Annotated in this window: 23 protein-coding genes; 4 read left to right on the plus strand and 19 right to left on the minus strand. The window is 71.2% G+C overall.

The genetic code is table 11. The features are described 5' to 3' along the window. Window positions 1–4: 4 nt before the first annotated feature. The 4 genes from ribH to rpe all read right to left on the minus strand — a co-directional run bounded on the left by ribH (window position 5) and on the right by rpe (window position 3,250). The gene (ribH, locus tag A4R44_RS11945) at window positions 5–511 is read right to left on the minus strand and encodes a 6,7-dimethyl-8-ribityllumazine synthase (protein ID WP_067579223.1); all 507 of its coding nucleotides are present in this window, start codon (window positions 509–511) and stop codon (window positions 5–7) included. Continuing rightward, window positions 508–1,779 (minus strand): bifunctional 3,4-dihydroxy-2-butanone-4-phosphate synthase/GTP cyclohydrolase II, encoded by a 1,272-nt coding sequence (locus tag A4R44_RS11950; protein WP_198545279.1) that lies wholly within the window; start codon window positions 1,777–1,779, stop codon window positions 508–510. The genes ribH and A4R44_RS11950 overlap by 4 nt, the downstream gene beginning before the upstream one ends. Window positions 1,780–1,872: 93 nt before the next feature. Next, window positions 1,873–2,478, minus strand: coding sequence for a riboflavin synthase (locus A4R44_RS11955; RefSeq protein WP_067579227.1), 606 nt, complete (start codon window positions 2,476–2,478; stop codon window positions 1,873–1,875). Between the two features lie 85 nt (window positions 2,479–2,563). Then, window positions 2,564–3,250: a ribulose-phosphate 3-epimerase gene (rpe, locus tag A4R44_RS11960; protein ID WP_093574338.1), complete on the minus strand. Its 687-nt coding sequence runs from the start codon at window positions 3,248–3,250 to the stop codon at window positions 2,564–2,566. Window positions 3,251–3,416: 166 nt separating this feature from the next. On the opposite strand from rpe, the gene phoA reads away from it, so the two are divergent. Continuing rightward, window positions 3,417–4,820 carry an alkaline phosphatase gene (gene phoA / locus A4R44_RS11965; protein WP_067579231.1) on the plus strand — a complete coding sequence of 468 codons (1,404 nt, stop codon included), beginning with the start codon at window positions 3,417–3,419 and terminating at the stop codon, window positions 4,818–4,820. Window positions 4,821–4,875: 55 nt separating this feature from the next. Here phoA and A4R44_RS11970 read toward each other — a convergent pair whose 3' ends face one another. The 3 genes from A4R44_RS11970 to fmt are packed head-to-tail and all read right to left on the minus strand — an operon-like array spanning window position 4,876 to window position 7,726. Then, window positions 4,876–5,382 (minus strand): flavoprotein, encoded by a 507-nt coding sequence (locus A4R44_RS11970; protein ID WP_067579233.1) that lies wholly within the window; start codon window positions 5,380–5,382, stop codon window positions 4,876–4,878. Beyond that, a complete protein-coding gene (locus tag A4R44_RS11975; RefSeq protein ID WP_093574340.1) occupies window positions 5,379–6,803 on the minus strand; it encodes an RsmB/NOP family class I SAM-dependent RNA methyltransferase in 1,425 nt (474 codons plus the stop codon). The genes A4R44_RS11970 and A4R44_RS11975 overlap by 4 nt, the downstream gene beginning before the upstream one ends. Further along, window positions 6,800–7,726: a methionyl-tRNA formyltransferase gene (fmt, locus tag A4R44_RS11980; RefSeq protein WP_067579236.1), complete on the minus strand. Its 927-nt coding sequence runs from the start codon at window positions 7,724–7,726 to the stop codon at window positions 6,800–6,802. The genes A4R44_RS11975 and fmt overlap by 4 nt, the downstream gene beginning before the upstream one ends. Window positions 7,727–7,851: 125 nt before the next feature. On the opposite strand from fmt, the gene A4R44_RS11985 reads away from it, so the two are divergent. Beyond that, window positions 7,852–8,310 carry a GatB/YqeY domain-containing protein gene (locus A4R44_RS11985; protein WP_067579238.1) on the plus strand — a complete coding sequence of 153 codons (459 nt, stop codon included), beginning with the start codon at window positions 7,852–7,854 and terminating at the stop codon, window positions 8,308–8,310. Window positions 8,311–8,686: 376 nt separating this feature from the next. On the opposite strand, the gene ggt is transcribed toward A4R44_RS11985, so the two are convergent. From ggt to A4R44_RS12010, 5 genes are all read right to left on the minus strand, one after another. After that, a complete protein-coding gene (gene ggt / locus A4R44_RS11990; RefSeq protein WP_067579240.1) occupies window positions 8,687–10,495 on the minus strand; it encodes a gamma-glutamyltransferase in 1,809 nt (602 codons plus the stop codon). A gap of 39 nt (window positions 10,496–10,534) precedes the next feature. Then, the gene (locus A4R44_RS11995; RefSeq protein WP_067579242.1) at window positions 10,535–10,765 is read right to left on the minus strand and encodes a hypothetical protein; all 231 of its coding nucleotides are present in this window, start codon (window positions 10,763–10,765) and stop codon (window positions 10,535–10,537) included. Then, window positions 10,762–11,094 carry a hypothetical protein gene (locus A4R44_RS12000; protein ID WP_067579244.1) on the minus strand — a complete coding sequence of 111 codons (333 nt, stop codon included), beginning with the start codon at window positions 11,092–11,094 and terminating at the stop codon, window positions 10,762–10,764. The genes A4R44_RS11995 and A4R44_RS12000 overlap by 4 nt, the downstream gene beginning before the upstream one ends. Before the next feature lie 72 nt (window positions 11,095–11,166). Next, complete coding sequence (locus A4R44_RS12005) at window positions 11,167–11,829, minus strand: Crp/Fnr family transcriptional regulator (protein ID WP_067579246.1); 663 nt, start codon at window positions 11,827–11,829, stop codon at window positions 11,167–11,169. A gap of 33 nt (window positions 11,830–11,862) precedes the next feature. After that, window positions 11,863–12,483: a hypothetical protein gene (locus tag A4R44_RS12010; RefSeq protein ID WP_067579248.1), complete on the minus strand. Its 621-nt coding sequence runs from the start codon at window positions 12,481–12,483 to the stop codon at window positions 11,863–11,865. A gap of 253 nt (window positions 12,484–12,736) precedes the next feature. On the opposite strand from A4R44_RS12010, the gene A4R44_RS12015 reads away from it, so the two are divergent. Further along, window positions 12,737–13,804: a helix-turn-helix domain-containing protein gene (locus tag A4R44_RS12015; RefSeq protein ID WP_067579250.1), complete on the plus strand. Its 1,068-nt coding sequence runs from the start codon at window positions 12,737–12,739 to the stop codon at window positions 13,802–13,804. Beyond that, complete coding sequence (locus tag A4R44_RS12020; RefSeq protein ID WP_067579252.1) at window positions 13,801–14,958, plus strand: hypothetical protein; 1,158 nt, start codon at window positions 13,801–13,803, stop codon at window positions 14,956–14,958. Before A4R44_RS12015 ends, A4R44_RS12020 begins: the two co-directional genes overlap by 4 nt. Before the next feature lie 4 nt (window positions 14,959–14,962). Here the strand turns inward: A4R44_RS12020 and A4R44_RS12025 are convergent, their stop codons facing one another. From A4R44_RS12025 to mihF, 7 genes are all read right to left on the minus strand, one after another. Beyond that, window positions 14,963–15,508, minus strand: coding sequence for a GNAT family N-acetyltransferase (locus tag A4R44_RS12025; protein WP_067579254.1), 546 nt, complete (start codon window positions 15,506–15,508; stop codon window positions 14,963–14,965). 407 nt (window positions 15,509–15,915) lie between these two features. After that, window positions 15,916–18,018: a primosomal protein N' gene (locus tag A4R44_RS12030; protein ID WP_067579256.1), complete on the minus strand. Its 2,103-nt coding sequence runs from the start codon at window positions 18,016–18,018 to the stop codon at window positions 15,916–15,918. 261 nt (window positions 18,019–18,279) lie between these two features. Beyond that, the gene (metK, locus tag A4R44_RS12035; RefSeq protein ID WP_067580141.1) at window positions 18,280–19,482 is read right to left on the minus strand and encodes a methionine adenosyltransferase; all 1,203 of its coding nucleotides are present in this window, start codon (window positions 19,480–19,482) and stop codon (window positions 18,280–18,282) included. A gap of 90 nt (window positions 19,483–19,572) precedes the next feature. Then, window positions 19,573–20,805, minus strand: a complete 1,233-nt coding sequence (gene coaBC, locus A4R44_RS12040; RefSeq protein WP_161269694.1) for a bifunctional phosphopantothenoylcysteine decarboxylase/phosphopantothenate--cysteine ligase CoaBC — start codon at window positions 20,803–20,805, stop codon at window positions 19,573–19,575. After that, window positions 20,798–21,067, minus strand: a complete 270-nt coding sequence (gene rpoZ, locus A4R44_RS12045) for a DNA-directed RNA polymerase subunit omega (RefSeq protein ID WP_020658117.1) — start codon at window positions 21,065–21,067, stop codon at window positions 20,798–20,800. The genes coaBC and rpoZ overlap by 8 nt, the downstream gene beginning before the upstream one ends. After that, window positions 21,064–21,735, minus strand: a complete 672-nt coding sequence (gmk, locus tag A4R44_RS12050) for a guanylate kinase (RefSeq protein WP_067579259.1) — start codon at window positions 21,733–21,735, stop codon at window positions 21,064–21,066. Before gmk ends, rpoZ begins: the two co-directional genes overlap by 4 nt. Continuing rightward, window positions 21,732–22,049 (minus strand): integration host factor, actinobacterial type, encoded by a 318-nt coding sequence (gene mihF / locus A4R44_RS12055; protein WP_003096398.1) that lies wholly within the window; start codon window positions 22,047–22,049, stop codon window positions 21,732–21,734. The genes gmk and mihF overlap by 4 nt, the downstream gene beginning before the upstream one ends. Between the last annotated feature and the right edge of the window lie 64 nt (window positions 22,050–22,113).

Genomic DNA, 22,113 nt, shown 5'->3' on the forward strand with positions numbered 1-22,113 from the left:
ACGCTCACACGAATCCCCGCTCGGTCCACGGCTTGCCAAGGCCGCGCAGCACGTGCGCGGTGTCGAGCGCCGCCACAGCCGCCTCGTAGCCCTTGTCCTCCACGGAGCCGGGCATGCCGGAGCGGTCCAGCGCCTGCTGTTCGGTGTCGCAGGTCAAAACGCCGTTGCCGACCGGGGTGCTCTCGTCGAGCGCGACCCGGGTGAGGCCGGCGGTGACCGCGTCGCACACGTACTCGAAGTGCGGGGTGCCGCCGCGGATCACGACGCCCAGCGCGACGACCGCGTCGTGGTTGCGCGCGAGCGCCTGCGCCGCGACCGGAAGCTCCACCGCGCCCGCGACGCGGACGACCGTGGGCTCTTCCTCCAGCTCAGCGTCCTTCGCCGCGGCGAGCGCGCGCTCCAGCAGCACGTCGGTGATCTTCGCGTTCCACCGCGTCGCGACGACCGCCAGCCGCAGGGACTTGCAGTCGCGCAGGTCGAGCGCGGCTTCCGGCCGCCCCTCGCCGCTCATCGCGTGGTGTCCTCCTCGGTGCCCTGATCGGTCGCGCCGACCTGGTCGTAATGCTCCAGCTGGCTGAGGTCGTGCCCCATCCGGTCGCGCTTGGTGCGCAGGTACCGCAGGTTTTCCGGGTTCGGCGAGATCGGCAGCGCGACCCGGCCGGTGACGCGCAGGCCGTAGCCCTCAAGACCGACCCGCTTCGCCGGGTTGTTCGTGAGCAGCCGCATCGACCGGACGCCCAGGTCGCAGAGGATCTGCGCGCCGGTGCCGTAGTCGCGCGCGTCCGCCGGGACGCCCAGCGCCAGGTTCGCGTCGACGGTGTCCGCGCCCGCGTCCTGCAGCTGGTAGGCCTGCAGCTTGTGCAGCAGGCCGATGCCGCGGCCCTCGTGCCCGCGGATGTACAGCACGACCCCGCGGCCCTCGTCGGCCACCTTCTGCAGCGCGGCGTCCAGCTGCGGGCCGCAATCGCAGCGCAGCGAGCCGAAAACGTCGCCGGTGAGGCATTCGGAGTGCACCCGGACCAGGATGTCCTCGCCGTCGCCGACCTCGCCGTACACGAAGGCGACGTGCTCGATCCCGTCGAGCAGACTGTCGTACCCGACCGCGCGGAACTCGCCCGCGGACAGCGGGATCCGCGCCTCGGCGACCCGCTCCACCTGCTTCTCGGTGCGCCGCCGGTAAGCGATCAGATCCGCGATGGAGATCATCTTGAGGTCGTGGTCGGCGGCGAACACTTCCAGCTCGTCGCGGCGGGCCATGTCGCCCTCGTCCTTCTGCGACACGATCTCGCAGAGCACGCCCGCCGGGTGCAGCCCGGCCAGCCGGGCCAGGTCGATCGCCGCCTCGGTGTGGCCGGGACGGCGCAGCACGCCGCCCTCCTTGGCGCGCAACGGCACCACGTGCCCGGGGCGGCGGAAGTCCTTCGCGGTGGCTGCGGGGTCGGCCAGCAGCCGGATGGTGTGCGCCCGGTCCACCGCCGAGATGCCGGTGCTGATGCCCTCGGCCGCGTCCACGGTCACGCTGTAGGCGGTGCCGCGGGCGTCCTGGTTCGTGTGGAACATCGGCGGCAGGTCCAGCCGGTCCGCCTCGGACTCGGTCAACGGCACGCAGATGTAGCCCGAGGTGTAGCGCACCATGAAGGCGAGCAGCTCCGGCGTCGCCTTCTCGGCGGCGAAGATGAGGTCGCCCTCGTTCTCGCGGTCCTCGTCGTCGACGACGACCACCGCGCGCCCGGCGGCGATGTCCGCGATCGCGGCTTCGATGGCGTCGACGTCTACCACCGCGCCTGCCCCGCACGGGGTCCAACCGGTCTGCGGCTCGGCCGCCTTCGTCTCGCTCACGGGTGCTCCTTCGCTGCCGCCGCCGGGTGGATGTCACACATTGTGCGCGTTCGCCGCCACGTGTGGCGCAGTGAGCTTCTCCACGTACTTCGCGACGACGTCCACTTCGAGGTTCACGTGGTCGCCTTCTTCCCGCCTGCCGAGCGTCGTCGCTTCGAGCGTGGTGGGGATCAAAGCGACCGAAAACCGGTCCTCGGCGATGCTCGCGACGGTGAGCGAAACGCCGTCGACGGCGATCGAACCCTTCTCCACCACGTACCGCGACAAGGCCGGGGGCAGGGAGAACGTCGTCACCCCGCGCTCGTCGCGGGAGACGAAGACGCCGGTGCCGTCCACGTGGCCCTGCATGATGTGCCCGCCGAGCCGCCCGCCGGCCGGGGTCGCGCGTTCGAGGTTCACCGCGTCGCCGACGGCCACCTTCGCGAGGCTCGAACGCTGAAGTGTTTCGTTCACCACATCGACGGTGAACTCGCCGCCGGAGACCGTGACCACGGTCAGGCAGACGCCGCTGACCGCGATCGAATCGCCGTGGCCGGCGTCCGAGGTGACCAGCGGGCCGCGCACGGTGAGCCGAGCCGCGTCGGTGAGCTGCTCGACCGCGGTGACCTCGCCGACCTCTTCGACAATTCCCGTGAACACTGCTGCCTCCCTCGCCCGGCCACCGTCTTCGGTGGCCCCTCCATCCAACACCCGCCCGGCCCCGGGAGCTTCCCGGGCCGGAGCGTCAGCTGACGCGGACGCGGGCGGCCTGTTCGCGCAGGGCGGCGACGGCGCGGCCCGGGTCTTCGGCCCCGTAGACGGCCGAGCCCGCGACGAAGCAGTCGACGCCCGCTTCGGCGGCCTGTTCGATGGTGTCGGAGTTGATCCCGCCGTCGATCTCGACGATCAGCTTGAGGTGCCCGGTGTCGGCCAGCCGGCGCGCGGTGCGCACCTTCTCCAGCACGTCGGCGATGAACGACTGCCCGCCGAAGCCCGGTTCGACCGACATGACCAGCAGCGTGTCGTAGTGCTTCAGCGTTTCCAGATGCGGTTCGAGCGGCGTGCCCGGCTTGACCGACAGACCGGCCTTCGCGCCCGCGGCACGCAGGTTCTTCGCCAGCATGACCGGGTCCGCGGCGGCTTCCACGTGCACCGTGACGTTGTAGGCGCCGGCCTCGGCGTACCCGATCGCCCAGCGGTCCGGGTCGTCGATCATCAGGTGGCAGTCGATCGGGACGTCGGTGGACTTCAGCAGCGACTGGACCACCGGCAGGCCGAGGGTCAGGTTGGGCACGAAGTGCGCGTCCATGACGTCCACGTGCACCCAGTCGGCCCGGGTCGGCCCGGGGTGCGCGACGGCCGCGATCTCCTCGCCGAGCTTGGCGAAGTCGGCGGACAGGATGCTGGGTGCGATGAGAGGTGAAGCCACGATCCGAGTGTAGGAGGACCCGGTTCCCGGCTGTTCACCGGCCGTGACCGCACGGGAGTTCGCGTTCCGGACACCGGGTGCTCATCCGGATTCTCCGCGTCGAACACATCGGCGAGCACTAATGGGTCACTACCGGAAGTTCCGGACGAGAAGCACCCCGAGGAGAATCATGAGAACCGTCTTGGCAGGCCGCCGCAAGTGGCTGGCCGCGGGCGCGCTGGGCGTCGCGATGGTCGCCGCCGCCCCGGTCGCGATCGCCGCGCAGGGCAACCAGGACGACCAGGGCGCGCGCGCCGCTTCGGCCGGCGCGGGCGACCGCACGCAGGAGGTCCGCCAGGCGATCCAGGGCGGGCACGCGCGCAACGTCATCCTGTTCATCGGCGACGGCATGGGCCAGTCCGAGATCACCTCGGCGCGCAACTACGAGCGCGGCGCGGCGGGCCGGCTCGCGATGGACGAGTTCCCGCTGACCGGCGACTACACCACGTACGCGGTCGAGAAGGGCAACCCGGCGAAGCCGGACTACGTCACCGACTCCGCGGCGTCGGGCACGGGCTGGGCGACGGGCACGAAGACCTACAACGGCGCGATCTCCGTGGATGCCTACGGCAACCCGGTCCCGACTCTGCTCGAGCTCGCCAAGCGCGGCGGCCTGCGCACCGGCGACGTGACCACCGCCGAGGTCCAGGACGCGACCCCGGCGGTGCTCGGCGCGCACGTGGTCGACCGCGACTGCAAGGGCCCGGACGAGACGACCAAGAAGTGCGCGCAGAACGCCAAGGAGAACGGCGGCGCGGGCTCGATCTCCGAGCAGCTCGTGCAGACCCGCCCGGACGTGCTCCTCGGCGGCGGCGCGAAGTACTTCGCCCAGTTGGCGACCGCCGGGAAGTTCCAGGGCAAGCCGGTGCTGGAGCAGGCCAAGGCCGCCGGATACACGGTGGCCAGTACCGCCGACGACCTGGCCAAGGCCCGTCCCGGCCAGCCGCTGCTCGGCCTGTTCGCGCCGGGCAACCTGCCGGTGAACTGGACCGGCCCGGGGGCCAGGCAGGGCGGCACCGCGCCGACCCGCTGCGCTCCGAACCCGGCTCTGCCGAAAACGCAGCCGAAGCTGGTCGCGCAGACGCAGAAGGCGTTGCAGCTGCTGGAGGACCGGCGCAGCAACAAGGGGTTCTTCCTCCAGGTGGAGGGCGCGTCGATCGACAAACAGGACCACGCTGCCGACCCGTGCGGGCAGATCGGCGAGACGATCGACTTCGACGCCGCTGTCGCGGCTGGGCTCGCGTATGCGCGCAGCCACACCGACACGCTCGTCGTGGTGACCGCGGACCACGGGCACACCAGCCAGATCGTGTCCAACGACGCCAAGACGCCCGGGCAGACCGCCACGCTGATCACCAATGAGGGGGCGAACATGACCCTCAACTACGGGACCGCGCTGCCGGGTTCTTCGATGGAGCACACCGGGACGCAGGTCCGCATCGCGGCTTACGGGCCGCAGGCGGCGAACGTCGTCGGGCTGACCAACCAGACCGACCTGTTCGGCACGGTGAAGCGCGCTCTTCGCCTGCGCTGAGCCTGAAAGTCCGTGAGGGGAACTCTGCGGGACGCTGAGTCCCCCTCACGGCTGTTTACGCGGGCGAGGGCAGCAGATCGAGAGATTCCGACCAGGGGCGGCGCGGGTCGAGCCGGTGCAGCCGGACGCCGGCTTCGGTCAGGGTGTCCAGATGCCGCCGCCAGGCCGGATGGTGCTCCCGGGTCGGCTGGATCTGGTAGGCCAGCACGATGGTGATCCCTGGTGCGCCAAGGACATCGCCGAGCAGCGTGAGCGCCTGGTTGTCGGCGATCCCCAGCGCCAGCTTCGCCACCGAGTTCGCCGACGCGGGCGCGAAGAGGAACACCTTCGGGTCCGGATGCGGACGCGGTTCGCCGGGAAGCCGGGACGTGCTGCGCACCGGAAGGTCCGTGGTGGCTTCCAGCTCGCCCAGACCGCCGGTCGCTTTCAGCCAGCCCCACGCGGTCGGCGTGAGGGTGACGGCGAGCCGCCAGCCTCGGGCGACCGCGGGTTTCGCCAGCTCGTCGGTGAACCGGGTGTCCAGTCCGCCGCACGAGCTGGCGACCAAACCTAGATCTGTCACGGTTTGCGCAGCACCGCGCAGAACATCGCGTCGGTGCCGTGCCGGTGGGGCCACAGCTGGACGTACGGGCCGTCGCCGAGCTGCGGGACGCCGGGGAAGAACTCCCGGGCGTCGACGATCCCGGACTTGGTCCGGCGGGCGGTTTCGCCTACCACGCCTTCGGTTTCGGCCAGGTGCGGCGAGCACACGACGTAGGTGACGATGCCGCCCGGACGCACCAGGTCCAGCGCGGCCATCAGCAGTTGGCCTTGCAGCTTGGTGAGGTCCGCGACGTCCGACGGCTTGCGGCGCCACCGGGCCTCGGGGCGTCGGCGCAGTGCGCCAAGGCCGCTGCACGGCGCGTCGACCAGGATCCGGTCGTAACCCGGTTCGAGACCGGACTCGCGGCCGTCGGCGACGTGCACGGCGACCGGCAGGCCCTCGGTCGCGTTCTCGATCAGCCGGGCTCGGTGCGGGGCCTTCTCGACGGCGTCCACGTGCGCGCCGCTGATCTTGGCCAGCGCGCCGAGCAGGGCCGCTTTGCCGCCGGGGCCCGCGCACAGGTCCAGCCAGCGCTCGTCGGAGCCCTCCAACGGGGCCTTCGTGACGGCGATGGCGCACAGCTGGCTGCCTTCGTCCTGCACCGCGGCGAGGCGTTCGCGGATCGGTTCGGCATCGGCCGGGTCGCCCGCGCCCGCGGGCAGGTGGACGCCGTAGGGCGAGTACGGCGCGGGGTCGCCGCCGGTGACGGCGGCCAGTTCGCCGGCGCTGATCTCGCCGGGACGGGCGACCAGGTGCACCTCGGGGCGGGCGTCGTCCGCTTCGAGGGCGGCCTTCAGCTCAGCTCCCTTGTCCCCCAGTGCTTCCGCGAACGACCGGGCGACCCAGCGCGGGTGCGCGGTGCGGAGCGCGTACGCGCCGATCGGGTCGGCGGCCTCGTCCGGCGTCAGTTCGTCGAGCCACTGCGCTTCGTCCTTTGTGGACACCGCGCGCAGGATGGCGTTCGTGAACCCTGTTGCCCACGAACCGGCTTCGGCGCGCACGAGGTCCACAGTGGACCCGACAGCGGCGTGCTCCGGGATCCGGGTGCGCAGCAGCTGGTAGACGCCGAGCCGCAGCGCGTCGAGGACCACCGGGTCGGTCTTCTCGATCGGCCGGTCGGCGCACGCGGCGATCACCGCGTCGAGCAGGCCCTGCGCGCGGGCGGAACCGTAGGTCAGTTCGGTGGCCAGCGCGGCGTCGCGGCCGCTCACCCGGCGTTCCCGCAGCAGCTGCGGGAGGACGAGGTTGGCGTACGCGTCCTTCTCGCGGACAGCGCGCAGCACGTCGAACGCGACCTGGCGGGCCGGGTCGATCTCCGGCGGACGCCGCGGTCCCTGTTTGCGCGGAGCCGGACGGCCCCGCTGCGGCCGTGACGGCCGCCGTTCTCCACGCTCGTTCACTGGAGGCGCTCTCCTTCGTCGATCCTCGTGCCGCGCGCCCAGTCGGTGGCCGCCATCCGTTTCTTGCCCGCCGCCTGGACCTCGCCCAGCCGCACCGGTTTCGTCGCCGTGCCCACGAGCACGCGCTTGCGCTCGACCACCAGCTCGCCCGGCCGCGGACCGGGTTCGTCGAGCACGGTGACCGGCCCCAGCTTGAACCGCTCGCCGCGGAACTCCGCCCACGCGCCGGGATCCGGCGTCACCGAACGGATGTGCCGGTCGACCGCCGAAGCCGGGTCGGCGAACGACACGCGCGCGTCCTCGACGGTCACCTTCGGCGCGTAGCTCATGCCCTCGCCCGGCTGCTCGACCGCGCGGAGCGTGCCGTCCTCGATCCCGTCCACGGTGGACACCAGCAGGTGCGCCCCGGACTCGGCGAGCCTGCCCAGCAGCGCGCCGGACGTGTCGTCCGGCCCGATCGGCTCGGTCACCACGCCGAACACCGGCCCCGCGTCGAGTTCCTTCACGATCCGGAAGGTGGACGCGCCGGTCATCTCGTCCCCCGCCCGGATCGCCGCCTGCACCGGAGCCGCGCCGCGCCACGCGGGCAGCAGCGAGAAGTGCAGGTTGACCCAGCCGTGCACGGGGATGTCGAGCGCGGACTGCGGCAGCAACGCCCCGTACGCGACGACCGGGCAGACGTCCGGCGCCAGCTCGCGCAACCGGGCGAGAAACGCCGGATCGCCGGCGCGCGAGGGCGTGAGCACCTCGATGCCGTGCTCGTCGGCGAGCGTGCCCACCGGGGACCGCAGCACCTTGCGCCCGCGCCCGGCCTGGGCGTCCGGCCGCGTGACGACCGCGACGACCTCGTGCCGCTCGGACTCGATCAGCGCGCGCAACGACGGCACGGCAGGCTCCGGGGTGCCGGCGAAAACGATACGCATCACCGCGCCTCCGGAAGGGAAAAGGGGATTTCAGGCTGGTCGGACATCGGAAGCGAGTCTAGAAGACCCCCGCATCGGCGGCGCGGCGCGGGCAGCCCGCCGCGGCGGGCGCCAGGATCGGGTACATGACCACGCTGAAGGCGACCCTGCACGACGACCTGACGACCGCGATCAAAGCCAGGGACCAGCTGCGCTCGGCGACGCTGCGGCTGACCCTCTCGGCGATCGGCTACGAAGAAACCGCGGGCGACAGCGCTCGCGAACTCTCCGACGACGAGGTGCGGAAAATCATCACCCGAGAGGTGAAGAAACGCCGCGACGCCGCCGAGGCCTTCGAGAAGGCAGGCCGCGCGGAGTCCGCGGAACGCGAACGAGCCGAGGCAGAGGTCCTCACCGCGTACCTGCCCGCCCAGCTCTCGGACGACGAGCTGCGCACCCTGGTCACCGAGGCAGTGACGGAAACCGGCGCTTCCGGGATGGCCGGAATGGGCGCGGTGATGAAGGCTGTGCAGCCGAAGATCGCCGGCCGCGCCGAAGGCTCTCGCGTCGCCGCCGAGGTGAAACGCCAGCTCTCCGCCAGCTGACCCCCGCCCGCGGCCGTTCTTGGCCTGACCCTCCGGCCGCACCCGCCCGCTGTCCGTGAGGCCACCCTCATTGACTCTGATTCCCGCCGGGTTCCCCTCACGACCCTCCACCGGTCCGTGAGGGGAACCTTCACGGCCCGCCCGGTGCCCCCGCCGTGATGCGCCTCCATGCACCCAACGCCGCATCGGGGCGCTACCACGCACCGTCACCAGCCCGCTCCGCGCACGAGAACCCGCACACACCCCCTCGCACCCACCGCAACCGACGCACCCCACCATCGAGGCACCCAGCCCCTCCCCCGCACCCCGATCCGAAGCCNTTCGGGGTGCCCCACGCCAAGACCACGGCAATGTCGCCCCCAGGCGACGAGCCGACTCACCCCTCCCCAGGCCACCGCCGAGGCACCACGACCTGAGCCGCCCCCTGCCCCCGCCTCACCGGCTCGGCGGCGGCGACCCACCGCCCGCCCCGCAAATGCTCAACCCCGGTAGCGGCCCCGATCTCCGCGGGAGAAGCCGAAAACACCTGTCCCCGCCGCTGCAGATCCGCAGTCTCGGGCTGAGCCAAGAACCCGGCCTCGACATCGGCCTTGGCGGAATTCCGCTGAGAAGCCCGAGGCGCGGCAATCGCGTCCTCCAACGACAAGCCGCGATCAACCCGCCCCAAAACGACCTGCAGCACCGTCGTGATAATCGACGCGCCCCCAGGCGACCCGGCCGCGAAGAACGGCTTCCCGTGCCGCAGAACCACGGTGGGAGCCATCGACGACCGCGGCCGCTTCCCAGGCCCGGGCAGATTGGGATCCGGAACCCCGGGCGTGACCGGCACGAACGAAAAGTCGGTCAACTCGTTGTTGAGCAGGAATCCGCGCCCGGGAACAACGATCCCGCTGCCGCCCTCCTGCTCGATAGTCAGCGTGTAAGCGACGACATTCCCCCACCGGTCGGCCACAGTCAGGTGAGTGGTGTTCTCCCCCTCATACGGCGTGGGCGCACCGGTCGAACCCGCCGCGCACGGCTGCGGATGCCGAGGGTCGGCAGGCGCGACCGGACTGGTCGCGGCGTGATCCCGGGAGATCAAACAAGCCCGGCTGTCCGCGAACCCCTGGCTGAGCAACTCCCGGGCAGGCACGTCGACAAAAGCAGGATCCCCGATCCACCGATTCCGATCAGCGAACGCATACCGCGACGCCTCCAGGAAATACTGCAGATAATCAGCCTTGCTGGCCCCGCGAAGATCGTAATTCTCCAGAATATTCAAAGCCTCGCCAACAGTGAGCCCGCCGGACGAAGGAGCGGGCATCCCGTAAACATCCAGCCCCCGGTACTGCGTATGCGTAGGAGCCCGCTCAATCGCCCGGTAAGCGGCAAGATCAGCGACCGAGAGTTTCCCCGGCCGCACCTTCAGCGAAGAAGCCGGATCGACCGGCGGCCGCTGCACAGTCCGGGCGATATCCGCCCCGATCTCCCCTCGGTACAGCACATCGGTCCCCCGCCATGCCACCTGCCCGTAAGTAGCGGCCAGATCCGGATTCCGGAACACCGTCCCCGGGGCCGGCGGCTGTCCGCCGGGCAGGTACAACGACCGGGTAGCAGGAAACGCGGCGAACCGATCAGCGTTGTGCGCGACCTGATCATGGAATGTCTGGTCAACCACGAACCCCTCGTCCGCCAGCCGCGCCGCCGGAGCGATCGACTGCGCCAGCGAACGCGTCCCCCACTTGCGCAACGCGTCGCGCCAGGTAGCCGGAGTGCCGGGCACACCCACGCTCAACCCGCTGGTCACCGCGTCCGCGAACGGCAGCGGTTTGCCGTTCTCCACGAACAGGTTCTCGTCCGCGGTCTTGGGCGCGGTTTCGCGGCCGTCGAGCGTGTGGACCTTGCCGGTTTTCGCGTCGTAGTACACGAAGAACCCGCCCCCGCCGATGCCGGCCGAGAACGGGTCCGTGACGCCGAGTGCGGCCGCGACGGCGACCGCCGCGTCGACGGCGTTTCCGCCGCCGCGCAGCACCTGCGTGCCGATGGCCGTGGCGTCGGCGTCGATGCTCGACACCGCGCCGAGGTAGCCGGTCGCGACCGGCGATTTAGGAGTGGGAACGGCGGCCGAGGCGGTGGCCGCCCCGGCCGTGGACACCAGCGCGGCCGCGGAGAGCACCGCGAAGATTCGCTTTCCGGTCGTGGGCATGCGGGCGAGTCTGCCCCGCGGCGGAACCGGTGTCCACACTCACTTCGAGGCCGCCATCGCCACCGCGGTCAGGGTCGCCAGCCCGCCGACGCCCGCCGCCCCGACGACCAGTCCGGCGATCGCAGCGACCGAGGCGGCCAGCCGCACCGCCAGCCCGGCGATCCAGCGCAGCACCCGGACCACCGCGATCAGCACGACCAGAGCGAGCACGAGCACCGCCGCCGGCACGCCTTGCCCGCCGCTCTGCGCGGCGGCCAGCACGGTGGTCATGTCCGCGCCGCTATCCGCGGTTCGCGCAGGTTCTCCCGCCCGAATTCGCGCATGTTCTCGTACGCCCGCCTGCGCATCTCCTCGCGCGCCCGCACCCGCTTGCGTTCCGAACCCAGCCGCCATACCCACCGCCATCCGATCGCCGTCGCGACGACGGAGCCGGCGAGGGTCACCAGGAAGGCCTGTCCGACGAGACCGTGGAGCGATCCGAGGCTCAGCAACACCAGCAGCGCCCACACCTGAGCGACGGTGAACGGGACGACCAGAGCTGCCGCGTACACCCCCCGACGCCAGCGAACCGGCTGAGGAGCGGGAAGAAACGGTTCCATGACTGCCTCCCTCGGTGGTGTGCTTCCAGAAAACCCCGGCGGCACCGGGAAATCTGTGTCAGCTGACACGTTTCAGCGGGCGAGCCTGCGCAATTCCGCGAGCCGGTGAACGGTCACCTGGCCGCGCGCGGTGCTGATCACCCCCCGGCGGCGGAGTTCCCGCGTCACCCTTGCCCACGATTCGCGCGAAATCGCCGCTGTCATAGCGAGTTCCGCTTGCGTTCCGGGCACCGCGACTTCGATGTCCGTACCTCGCCGCACGCCGTGCTGCACCGCCAGCTGCATCAGCTGCGCGGCGACGCGGCGGGTGGTCGTCCCGCCGCCGATGTCCAGCCATTGCCGTCCGACGTCGCGCATCCGGTCGGCCAGGACTTGCAGCAGCGCCCAGGAAATCGCCGCCTCGCGCCGGCACAGCGCGACGAACCGCGCGGCCGGCACGACCAGGACGTCCAGTTCGTCGAGCGCTTGCACTGTCGCCGACCTCCGTCCGCCGTCGATCACGGCCAGTTCGCCGATCACCTCGCCCGCGCCGCGGACGCCGATCACGACCTCGCGCCCGTCCGGCGTCGCGTTGGTGATCCGGACGTGCCCGGCAAGGAGGAGAAGCACCACCGAGGCCCGCTCGCCTTCGCGGCAGAGGACGTCCCCGCGCCGGTAAGCCTTGCGGACGGACAGCTCTTCGAACTTCGCGCGGTCCGCGTCGCCCAGCGCCGGCCAGAACCCGATCGCTTCCACGGCGGTCCCCCTCCTCGTCGTCGGCCGGACCGGTCAGGCGATCAGTCCCGCTCCCGGCCGGACGGCGTCGGTGGTGCGGACCCAGCCGCGGGTCCGCTGCCCGCCGACGCGCACGTGGAAGGCGTGTGCGAAGGAGCTGCGGTCGATCCCGGCGTAGCCGTGCCGGACGACCGACCGGTGGATCGCGTTCGAGACGACGAGCGCGAGCGGCCCCGAGGAGCTGCGCAGCCTGCGTCTCAGGTCAGGGGCGTCGAGGAGACGGCAGGCGATGTCGATGTCCTCGCCGTACGGCCCGTGCGCGTCGTAGTGCACCTCGCCGGCGTGCACCGACACGCGCAGCCGGAAGGCCAGTTCGGGGTCCTGGTCGCCGTGCCGGGCGAGCAGTTCGGTCAGCGCGGGCACCACGCGGGCGAGCAGGACCGTCTTCGGTACCTCGTCGACGGGCCGGACGAGGCACAGCGCGCCGTCGCCCCGGTCCACGAACGGATCCCGGAACTGCTCGGTGATGCCGCCGGCCCGGAACGCCTCGTCGAGCAGGGCGAACAGGACCGAACGGAGCCCGGCCCGAGCCGGGTTCGTGCGGGTGGTCGACCCTTCGATGTCGACGACCACGATGGCTCGGTGTACTGGTGCCTGTACTGCTGAGGTGTCCATGACCGCCCCCCTATTTCAGGAAGCTACTGAAATCTAGTAGACTTTCACAGTAGCTACTATAAGGGTGGGCCCGTACTGAAACAATGGTGTCGCGCACCCGACATCCTCGGTTCAGGCGCGGGTCTAGTCCGCGATTGGCCACCCCTGAACGCTCGCTGACACTCGACCCCGGCCCGTCCGGCCATCCCGGCGTCCCGGGTGTAGAATCCCCGCCATTCACGCCTGACTGAACTTCACTGAAGGGTCTGAAGTCGTGTCTCAGCCCAACCCGGCGCTCGCCGCTCGCCTGCGTACCCTGCGCAAGGAGAGCTGGTCCGACGTGGTGCTCACCCAGAAGCAGCTCGCCGAGGCCTTCGGCGTGAGCACCGGCCTGCTGTCGTCGTGGGAGAACGTGGCGAAACCGGTGACGCCCCCGCCTCCGCGCCTTGAGGCGTACGCGACCTTCTTCGCCACCCGCCGTTCGGTGCAGGGCCCCAAACTCCACCTCCTCGGCATCGAGAACCTGACCGACGACGAGCACACCGTCCGCAAGGAGCTGCTCGTGGAGCTCCAGGCGCTGCGCGGCGACCTCGACGACCCGCCCGCCCAGCCGGTCTTCGCCCCGTCGAGCCTGTGGCACTTCCCGCCGAACCAGGACATCGTGATCGTCTGCGCGCAGCTGCCGGAGAAGTACCGGATCTCCTACACCGACCCGTCCAGCCCGGACTTCGTGAACCTCTACACCTACGCCGACCCGGACGCGCTGGTCGAGCTCTACGGCCACATCCGCGCGTGCAACCCGGCGAGCAACGTCACCTTCCGCACCACCGACCAGAACACGACGCTGTCGGCGGACGAGTACACCGCGCACCTGGTGCTGCTCGGCGGCGTCGACTGGAACCCGCAGACGCGCGCGCTGCTCGACCGGGTCGACGTGCCGGTCCGCCAGATCAGCCGCAAGGGCGACGAGGACCAGCTGGACAGCGGGTTCGAAGTGACCCGCCCGGACGGCACGTCCCAGATGTTCAGCGCCAAACTGCGCAACGGCGTCCTGCTTGAGGACGTCGCGCATTTTTACCACGGCGTCAGCCCGCTCAACCGCAAGCGCACCGTGACCGTGTGCAACGGAATGTACAGCCGCGGCACCCTCGGGGCCGTACGAGCGCTGACCGACCGCCGCTTCCGCGACCGCAACCAGGCCTACCTCGACCGGCGCTTCGCGGGCGCGGATTCCTTCAGCATCATCAGCCGGGTCCCGGTCTTCGACAACCAGGGGCTCACCCCTGACTGGACCCTGCCAGAAAACCGGCTGCACGAGTGGCCAGAATCGAGCCTCACATGACCGCGACCGTCGCAGCGCCGGCACAGCACACGACGCATCAGCGGCTGCTGCATCACGTCGCCGCCGAAGACGCGCCGCAGGCCAGGCTGGACGCGATCGTCGTGCCCAACGGCCGCCCCGCCGCCTATCTCAAGGACGCTTTCCGCGCCGCCCGCGAAGTCGACGCCACGCTTCTGCTGCTGTGCAGCAAGAACGCGCGCGCGACCGACGCGGTGCTCGCCGCGAAGCGCGCCGGGGTGCGAGTCCGCGCGATCGACACCGACGAGGCCGCCGGTCTCGGCGCCGTCCCGCCGTTCGCGACGAGCAAGCTGCTGCAGGCGAAGCGCCTGCTGCGCCGAACCGACACGAGCTTCAAGCGCAACCTCGGCGTGCTCGTCGCCGACCTGGCGGGCTGGCAGCGCATCCTGTTCCTCGACGACGACATCCGGCTGTACCCGCACAAGGACATCCCGCTTCCGCGGCCGAGCAACCTGCGCGCCGCCGCGGGCCTGCTCGACGAGTACGCGGCGGCGGGCCTCGCCAACATCGGCATGCCGGACAACTCCGTGGTGTGCCACGCCTACCGCGAGTCCGGCGGAAAACAGGACACGTTCGTCGGCGGCGGCGCGCTGGCGCTCGGGCGCGACGCGTTCTCCTCGTTCTTCCCGGACATCTACAACGAGGACTGGTTTTTCCTCCTCAGCGGAACCGGTTTGCGCGCCACTGCGGTCACCAGCTTCGCCTACCAGCACGACTACGACCCCTATCGCAACACCGTGCGCGCCCGGTCGGAGGAACTGGGCGACACGCTCGCCGAGGGCATCTACTGCCTGCTGGACAACGGTCGAGGCATCGCCGACGCGAACGCCGCGTACTGGGCGGACTTCCTGGAAAGCCGCCGGGCGTTCATCCGCACCACGCTGCGCCAGGTCCAGGACGCGCCATACCTGACCGGCGGGTACGAGGACCGGATGCGCGCGGCGCTGAAGGCCGCGCACGGCCGCAGCCTGCTGATCGAGCCGGACTTGTGCGTCCGGTACCTGCGCGCTTGGCAGCGGGACCGGGACACGTGGCAGACGCATCTGCTGTCGCTGCGCGCGCGGCACGCTTCGGCGGGCGATCCCGACGCCGCTTTCGACACGCTCGGGATCTCGGAGATCGTGCACAAGTCCTGAAGGTTCAGCGTTCGCCGCGGGTGCGGCCGGCGAGCGGCGCGGGACGGTCGTCCGGCAGCCGCTTCACCAGCACGTGGCAGCGCTCAGCTTCGGAAGTCGTGCGCCCGTCCGGCGAAACGCGCTCGGCGTAGCAGACGACCGTGCCGTGGCCCCAGTCGTGGTAGCCGAGGCGGCGGTACAGCCGGGCGGCGCGAGTGTTGTCCGTGCGGACCGCGAGCGCGCCCAGCGCGTGCCCGTGGCCGACCAGGTAGGCCTCGACCGCGCGCACGAGAGCCGCGCCGATGCCGCGGTTGCGCGCCTCCGGGGCCACTTCCAGGTGAGTCAGCAGAGGGACGCCCGGCAGGTGGCCGCGGATCGGCGGCTCCTCGGCGTCTTCGAGCCAGAGGTACACGTCGCCGACCGGCCGCGCGGAGCACCACGCGGCGAACAGGACGCCGAGCCCTTTCGCCTGCCGGGTGAACCGGTCCTCGAAAAACCCCTGGTCGCCGAGGACCTCCGCCAGCGCCGCGAGGTCCGCCTGCTCAGCCGGCCGGATCGAGACCTCGCCCATCAACGCCGACTCCTGTCCGCGGGACCGGGGCACGCGAGCGGCAGGCCCTGGCCGCGGTCCTGATCTTGGCCGCCCGGCCTCAAGAGTATGTGTGCGCCCGGGAGCCGCGAAGACGGCGAATGCCGCAGCGCGATCCGGCGAACGGAGCAACCGGCCGCCCCGCGCCGCCGCGCCCCTCCCCCGGTTTTCACGTTTCCCATACACCCCGGGACGAGCCGGTTCAAACGGAAACCGCGCAGTAGTGCGGAAAACCGCTTCTGTCGCGAGGTTCGGCGCGGGAATGAGCGGTCGGCTGGGCGGGGTTCAGCGGATCCAGTCGTGTTCGCGGGTGTGCGCGGCGGCGGAAGCCAGGTGCACGACCGCGTCCCGGCCGCACTGGGTCAGCGCGCTGCCGAACGTCCCCGTTCCTAGATCAGGTCCAGCGGATCCAGCTGCACCCGCACCGGCTCGACCGCTTTCCGGGCGTCCCGGCGGGCCACCGCGTCGCGCACCACCGTCGCCAGGGCGCGGCCGTCCGGGCGGGCCACCCGCACCAGCGCCCGTTCTCGTTCCGCGTTGCCCTCGTCGTCGTAATCGCCCAGCGGGACCGGACCCAGCACCTCGCCGCTGCCCGGCAGCGGAAGGTCGTCGAGCACGCTCGCCACCGCGGCCGGGCTGCCCTCGACGCTCGCCATCCGCATCGCGGGCGGGAAACCGAGTTCCCGGCGCTGGTCCAATTCCTGGCTCGCGTGCCAGGCCGGGTCCCAGCGCACCAGAGCCTGCACCACCGCCAGCCCGCCTTCCGCGCCGACGATCACCCGGCCCCCGCCCGACGCCGGGCGGACCAGCGAGCCTGCGGCCATCCAGCGGCGGAGAGTTTCTTCCGCGGCACGCAGATCCTGACGTCCCAGCAACGCCCAGCCGTCCAGCAGCAGCGCCGCGCCGTACCCGCCTTCGGCGACCGGCTCCGCGCCTGGCGTGCAGACCACCAGCGCCGGGCGACCCGGGACGGTCGCCAGCACTTCGGTCGCGCCGGAGGTCCGGACCGGAACCCCGGGGAAGGCCCGGCCCAGTTCTTCGGCGGTGCGTTTCGCGCCGACCACCACCGCCCGCAACCGGACGGAACCGCAAGCGGGGCAACGGAAAGCGGTCTCCGGGACACCGCACCACCGGCAGGCGGGCGGGCGCGGGGCGCCGTCCGCCGACCCGCCGGGCAACGCGAGCGGACCGGCGCAGCGACGGCAGTGGGCGGGCGTCCGGCAGTGGCCGCACGACAATCCGGGAACGTAACCGCGGCGCGGAACCTGGACCAAAGCCGGCAGTCCGGCGGCGAAAGCTTGGCGCGCGGCTTCGAACGCGACCGCGGGCAGCCGGGCGACCCGGGCGGCTTCGTCGCGCGCCACGTCGAAGTCCTCGCCGACCGGGGTCACCCGCGGGGCGGCGGCGCGGAGTTCGGCGCGACCGGCCTGGATCTGTTGCGCCCAGCCGGATTCCACCAGCAGCTGCGCCTCGGCGGTCCGGGCGAATCCGCCGGCCAGGAACGCCGATTTCGTGGCGTGGGCCCGATCCATCAGCACATCCCGCACGTGCGGGTACGGGGCATGCGGATCCAGGTGCAGATCGTCGCCGTCGTCCCAGACGACGAACAGACCGGGATCGGCGACGGGCGCGAACATCGCCGCGCGAGTGCCGACCACCACGCGGACCGCACCGCGCAGCACGGAAAGCCAGCGACGGTACCGTTCGGCCGGTCCCAGCCCGGCGATCAGCGCGGCGACGCCCTGCTCCCCCACCAGTTCGATGCACGCCTCGTGCACCCGGGTGAGGTCGCGGTGGTCCGGGACTACCAGGACCGCGCCTCGGCCTCGGGCGGCCGCGGTGGCGGCTGCTTCGGCCAGGCGGCGCGGCCAGTCCTCGCCGGGGAGTGCTTGCCAGACCGCGTTCGCTTGGCGGGATTCGGCGATCGCTTCCAGGAAGGCTTCGCCGTGGTGGTAGCGGGACCAGGCGGAGACGTCCGGCGCGTCCGGCGCGGGGGCCGGTGCCGCGGGTGGTTCGCCTTCTGCCTTCGCGTGCCTTGGGGGCAAGGCCAGGCGCAGGACGTCGGAGAGGGTTCCGGCGTACCGGTCGGCTACCGAGCGGCAGACGGCGTGCAGCGAGGGCGGGAGGACGGGCTCGCTTGAGGTGACGCGTTCCAGATAGGCGAGTTTTCGCTCGTACTCCGTCGTGTCGGTGCGTTCGATGAGGTAGCCGTCGACGAGCTGACCGGCGAAGCGCACCCGGACTCGGCAGCCGGGGACCGCGGATTCGTGCAGTTTTTCCGGGACCTGGTAGTCGAAGGTGCGGTCCAGGTGGGCCAGGGGAATGTCTACGGCGATCTTCGCGACCGGGAGTTCCGGGGCGGGGGTTTGCTGGCCTTTGCGGGAGCGGGCGGGTTTGCGGGGGGTCTTCTTCGCCGGGGTGGCCTTCGGCTCCGGGGTGGAGCGCGGAGGCTCCGGGAGGTCCCATAGGGGGGTGGGCTCGGAGCTGGTCACTGGAAGATCTCTACCAGACTGGTCCGACAGTCCTGTTGCCGAGGGAAGGGTGCGGCGAGGCCCGAGTGTGCTGACGGTTCCGGGATGCGGGACGGGCTGGCTGCCTCGACGCGTTGGGTCCGCTGGCTGCGGTTCTCGGCACCGTGCGGCCGGACGAGCCGCGAGAACAGGCCGTGAGGGTCCCCCTCACGAAACGACGGCGGGTCGTGAGGGGAACCCTGGGGGAATCAGAGTCAATGAGGGTGGCTCACGGACAGCGGGTCAGGCGCCTGCCAGCGAGCGCAGGGCGTCGGCGCGGGCGGTGCTTTCCCACGGGAGGTTCAGGTCGGGGCGGCCGAAGTGGCCGTACGCGGCGGTCGGGGCGTAGATCGGGCGCAGCAGGTCCAGGTCTCGGATGATCGCGGCGGGGCGCAGGTCGAAGACCTCGCTGATGGCCGACTGGATCTTGCTCGGATCGACCGTCTCGGTGCCGAACGTCTCGACGAACAGGCCCACCGGGGCGGCCTTGCCGATCGCGTACGCCACCTGCACCTCGACCCGTCCGGCCAGGCCCGCGGCGACCACGTTCTTGGCCACCCAGCGCATCGCGTACGCGGCCGAACGGTCCACCTTGGACGGGTCCTTGCCGGAGAACGCGCCGCCGCCGTGGCGGGCCATGCCGCCGTAGGTGTCGACGATGATTTTGCGGCCGGTGAGCCCGGCGTCGCCCATCGGGCCGCCGATCACGAAGCGGCCGGTCGGGTTCACCAGGAGACGGGTGCCGCCGGTGTCGAGGCCCAGTTCGGCCAGCTCCGGCTGCACGACGTGCTTGCGCACGTCGACCCCGAGCATCTGCTCCAGGTCGATCCCGTCCGCGTGCTGGGTGGAGACCACGACGGTGTCGAGCCGCACCGGCTGTTCGCCCGCGTACTCGATGGTGACCTGGGTCTTGCCGTCCGGGCGCAGGTACGGCAGCACGCCGTCCTTGCGGACCGCGGTCAGCCGGCGCGACAGGCGGTGCGCGAGCGCGATCGGGAGCGGCATCAGCTCGGGCGTGTCCGAGCAGGCGTAGCCGAACATCAGGCCCTGGTCGCCCGCGCCCTGGCGGTTGATCTCGTCCTCGTCCGATTCCACGCGCGATTCGTACGCGGTGTCGACGCCCTGCGCGATGTCCGGGGACTGCGAACCGATCGCCACGTTCACGCCGCAGGAGTTGCCGTCGAAGCCCTTGGCCGACGAGTCGTAGCCGATGCGCAGGATGACGTCCCGCACGATGGTGGGGATGTCCGCGTAGGCCTCGGTCGTCACCTCGCCCGCGACGTGCACCTGGCCCGTCGTGATCAGGGTCTCGACCGCGACCCGGCTGCGCGGGTCCTTGGTCAGCAGGCCGTCGAGGATCGAGTCGCTGATGGCGTCACAGATCTTGTCGGGGTGGCCTTCCGTCACGGATTCCGACGTGAACAGCCTTTTCGTGGACGCAGACACGACCTCGTCACTTCCCTCGGTCAAGCGATGGCGCCCCACCGGTATTTCAGGCGCTCCTGGCACAGCCCACCCTACCCAGCGGGCCTGTAGCTAGAGTCGACGTTCGATCAACGCTGTTACGGCATCCCACAATGTGGCCGCCAGCCGGGCTTTAGCGCCCTGCGAGATGACCTGCTCAGTGCCGTCCGAGGCGAGCAGCCAGCCCGCGTTGTCCTCGGTGCCGAAGGCTTTTCCGTCGCCGACCGCGTTGACCACGAGCAGATCCGCGCCCTTGCGGCGGAGCTTGGCGCGGGCGTGGTCGAGCACGCTGCCGTTCTCGTCGCCGGTTTCCGCGGCGAAACCCACCACGATCTGCCCGGAACGCCGTTCTCGCACCAGTTCGGCGAGGATGTCGGCGTTGCGGTCGAGCGTGAGGACCGGGTCCGGGCTGTCCTCGGACTTCTTGATCTTGTGGTCGGCCAGCGTCGCGGGCCGGAAATCCGCGACCGCGGCGGCCATCACGACGACATCCGCGTCCGCCGCGGCGGCGTGCACCGCTTTGCGCATCTCCTCCGCGGTGGACACGCGCTGCAGCGTCGCGCCGGCGGGGGACGGCAGTTCGTCGGTGTGCCCGGCGACCAGCGTCACCTCGGCGCCGCGCTGCGCGGCGACCCGGGCGAGCGCGAAGCCCTGTTTGCCGGACGAGCGGTTGCCCAGGAAGCGGACCGGGTCCAGCGGTTCGCGGGTGCCGCCCGCGGAAATCACCACGCGGAGGCCTTCGAGGTCCCGCGGCAACGCGCCAGGCTCGGCGAGCAGCAGCCGGGCCAGGTCGACGATCTCGGCCGGGTCGGCGAGCCGTCCCTTGCCGGTGTCGACGCCCGTGAGCCTGCCCGCGGCGGGTTCGGTGACGACCAGGCCGCGCGAGCGCAGCAGCGCCACGTTGTCGCGGGTGGCCGGGTGCTCCCACATCTCGGTGTGCATCGCCGGGAAGAACGCGACCGGGCACCGGGCGGTGAGCAGGGTGTTCGTCAGGAGGTCGTCGGCGAGCCCGTGCGCGGCCTTGGCCAGCAGGTTCGCGGTCGCCGGGACGACCAGCACGAGGTCGGCTTCTTTGCCGGCCCGCACGTGCTGCACCTCGGGCACCTCGGTGAAGACCCCGGTGTGCACCGGGTTCCCGGACAGTGCCTCGAAGGTCGCCGCGCCGACGAAGTTCAGCGCGGCCTCGGTGGGCACGACGCGGACGTCGTGCCCGGATTCGGTGAGGCCCCGCAGGACCTCGCACGCCTTGTAGGCGGCGATGCCGCCGCCCACGCCCAGGACGACCCTGGGCTTGGCGTCATTCACCCTCGGTGTGCTCAAGCAGCCCGCCGTGGATCTCGCGCAGCGCGATCGACAGCGGCTTCTCACGGGGGCCGGGCTCGACCAGCGGGCCCACGTACTCCAGCAGGCCCTCGCCCAGCTGCGCGTAGTAGTCGTTGATCTGCCGGGCCCGCTTGGCCGAGTAGATCACCAGCGCGTACTTCGAGGAGACCTTCTCAAGCAGGTCGTCGATCGGCGGGTTGGTGATGCCTTCGAGCTCTTCCAGCGTCGCCTGTTGCACAGTCACTCGTGGTGCTCCGTATCGTCACATCGTTCGGCGGCGGAATCGCCACCGCCGGCAATCAAGTCTAGCAACCGCCGCGCGGCGACCTCGACGTCGGCGTTCACGACCCGTTCGTCGAACTCCCCGGCCGCGGCCAGTTCGCGTTCCGCCTCGGCCAGCCGGGCGGCCACCGCGGCCTCGGTCTCGGTGCCCCGGCCGGTGAGCCTGCCGACCAGTTCTTCCCAGGACGGCGGCATCAGCATGACCAGCCGCGCCTCCGGCATCGCGGCCCGGACCTGGCGCGCGCCCTGCAGTTCGATCTCCAGCACCGCCGGACGGCCCTCCGCCAATGCCTGCTCGACCGGCTCGCGCGGCGTGCCGTACCGGTTGCCCGCGAACTCGGCCCACTCCAGCAGCCGGTTCCCGGCCACCATCCGGTCGAATTCGGCGGAATCCACGAAGTGGTAATGGTTTCCGTCGACCTCGCCCGGCCGCGGCGCCCGCGTCGTCACCGAAACGCTGAAGTACAGGTTCGGCTCGAGCAGGCGCAGCTGTCCCACCACACTCGACTTCCCGACGCCGGAAGGGCCGGAGACGACGGTGAGCCGGGGGCGGGAGAGATCTCCTGCCACCGGCTCACCGCCGCGGTCGGCGCCCCGGGTCACCGGGTAGTCCTGACCGACGCCGCTCACTCGCCGCTGAACTCGGCCAGCAGCGCCTTGCGCTGCCGGTCGCCGAGCCCGCGGAGCCTGCGGCTGGGGGCGATCTCCAGTCGTTCCATCGTCTGCTGGGCCCGGACCTTGCCGACGCCGGGGAGCGCCTCGAGCAAGGCCGAAACCTTCATCTTGCCGAGGACTTCGTTCTCCTCGGCCTGCTTCAGCACGTCGACCAGAGTGGTACCGCCCCGCTTCAGCCGCTCCTTCAGCTCAGCACGGATGCGGCGGGCGGCGGCGGCCTTCTCCAGCGCCGCAGCACGCTGTTCCTCTGTCAGCTGGGGAAGTGCCACGTTTTCCTCCGGTAGTTCTCACGTCTGGGTGGGTGACGCGACGGTACCCACCCCTGAGCAGGGG

This window comes from Amycolatopsis sp. M39, from assembly GCF_001651785.1.
GTDB lineage: Bacteria > Actinomycetota > Actinomycetes > Mycobacteriales > Pseudonocardiaceae > Amycolatopsis > Amycolatopsis rubida.